1 protein-coding gene is annotated in these 2486 nt (G+C 46.0%); it reads right to left on the bottom strand.

Annotated elements, in window-relative coordinates:
• Positions 1 to 2486 (bottom strand): hypothetical protein (locus KDK16_RS10340; protein ID WP_257275996.1); only part of this gene is annotated, 2486 nt, incomplete at both ends.

Genomic DNA, 2486 nt, shown 5'->3' with positions numbered 1-2486 from the left:
GAGTTTATGCAGGGCACCCAAGGAGGGAAACAGGTCGAACACAGCCTGAGCATGGCTGGCGTCCAGAAGACGCAACTGATCATCTTTTGTTAAGGGTTGCAGAATTTCCCAATAGAGTCTTTTCATGTAATCGTGTTTCAGCACCCCCGACAGTGGTTGCAACAGGGCTGAGCACTGTTCCCATCGGCTCCTATCCGGCAATGACTTCAGCCGCTTGACAAAGTGGATAAAACGCTCTCTGTGTTCATGGGAAGAAGATAGAACCATTGCCTTATTTAATACATGCAAGGGCAAAGTTTTAATCGAATGACGCCACAAAAAATCCCGATCCTTTTGATCAGTCCGGAGGTAGCGCTCGACGCCTTTCCCGCCATAAGAAAATAAAAGCGTTATCAATGATTCCATCATCAGAACGGTTTTAGTCTTTGCATTGAATTGCTGAAACTGTTGTAAAACCACCCAGTTGAGTGACCAGTCTGGCTTAGAGGTGGAAAGATAAAGGGCCACTGTTTTTATTTGGCGATTGAATTCGTCATCCTCCTCATCCTCTGAATCGCTATCGTATTCGTCGCCCTCTTCACTCTCTGAATCACTTTTGTCTTCAGCAGATTCTGCTAAAAGCCATTGTTTCAGTTGTGTTTCCTGATGTTGCAGCATCTGAATAGCAGGCAGCCCTTCTGATTTCCAGAGTCTGGTCATTATTCGCAGGAGCTGGTGATTGGGTGCACCTCCACAGCTTATCCAATCCATCACTTTTTTCACTGGCTCATGTTTGGGTATGCCTTTGCAACTATTCATGGATGAGAAGGAGCGGAACAACTTCATATTGAATTCACCATCCTTGTCTTTCCATTCCGGCCAGCCCAACATTGCTTTCACTTGCCCATGTTTGAGCATGCCTCTTCTATTATTCATAGATGAGAAGGAGCGGAACAGCTCCATACTAAACTCGTCATCTTTGTCCTTCCATTCCGGCCAGCTCAGCATATCTTTCACTTCCTTATGTTTGGGTATACCTCTTTGGTCGTACATGGACGCGAAAGAGCGGAACAGCTCCATGTTGAACTTGCTGTCCCTGTCTTTCCACTCCGGCCAGCTCAGGATCTCTTTCACTTTCTCGTGTTTAAGCATGCCTTTACCACTGTTTATGGATGAGAAAGCGCGGAAGAGCTCCACACTGAATTCTCCATCTTTGTCTCTCCATTCCGGCCAGCTCAGCACCCGTTTCACTTGCTCATGCTTGAGCATACCTTTGCCATTATTCATGGATGAGAGGGAGCGAAACAGCTCCATATTGAACTCGCCATTTTTGTCTTTCCATTCCGGCCAGCCCAGCACCTCTTTTACTTCCTCATGTTTGAGCATGCCCATGCCATTATTCATGGACGAAAAGACGCGGAACAGCCTCATATTGAATTTGTCATCCTTGTCTTTCCATTCCGGCCAGCTCAGGACCTCTTTTACTTCTTCATGGTTGAGCATGCCCTTGGAATGATTCATAGACGAGACGGAGCGAAACAGCCCCATATTGAACTTGTCATCCTCATCTTTCCATTCCGGCCAGCCCAGCATCTCTCTGACTTTCTTATGTTTGGGTACGCCTCTTTTGTTGTACAGGGATGAGAGGGAGCGGAATAGCTCCATGTTGAACTCGCCATCGTTGTCCTTCCATTCCGGCCAGCCGAGCACCTCTTTCACTTCCTGATGTTTGAGTATGCCTTTACCACAGTTCATGGACGAGAAAGCGCGGAACAGCTCAATATTGAACTCGTCATCTTTGTCCTTCCATTCCGGCCAGCCCAACAACTCTTTCATTTCCTCATGTTTGAGCATGCCTCTACCACTTTTCATGGATGAGTAAGCACGGAACAGTTCCATATTGAACCCGTCATCATTGCCTTTCCATTCCGGCCAGCTCAGGATCTCTTTCACTTCCTCGTGTTTAAGTATACCTTTGCTACTATTCATGGATGAGAAGGGGCGGAACAGCTCCTTACTGAACTTGCCATCCTTATCTTTCCATTCCGGCCAGCTAAGAATCTCTCTCACTTCCTCATGTTTGGGTATGCCTCTTTTGGCGTTCATAGATGAGAAAGAGCGGAATAACTCCGTATTGAACTCGCCATACTCGTCTTTCCATTCGGGCCAGCTCAGCATCTCTTCCACTTCCTCATGTTTGAGCAAGCCTTTTCTATTATTCATGGACGAAAGGGAAGTCAATACATCCAAACTCGCTAAATATTCGAGTTCACCCTGGCTACGCTCGGCAAAATCACGGATATGTTTTTTATTATTTAGCATGCTGGTCAGCATGCCGGTATTTTTGAAGGATTCAGGAAGGCGCCCAAAAAAAACGGTCGCATTATCGAAGAAGCCATTAAAAGACTTTCTCTCTACGAATCGAAGAAGCTTATAAAAAGTGTACTTGACTGTGATGTTTTTTTTCTTGCATATCTCTATCAGGGTTTGCGCTTTTTCCAGCTCTT

Source organism: Endozoicomonas sp. SESOKO4, from assembly GCF_024606275.1.
This window is presented reverse-complemented; position numbering and strand designations above follow the sequence as displayed.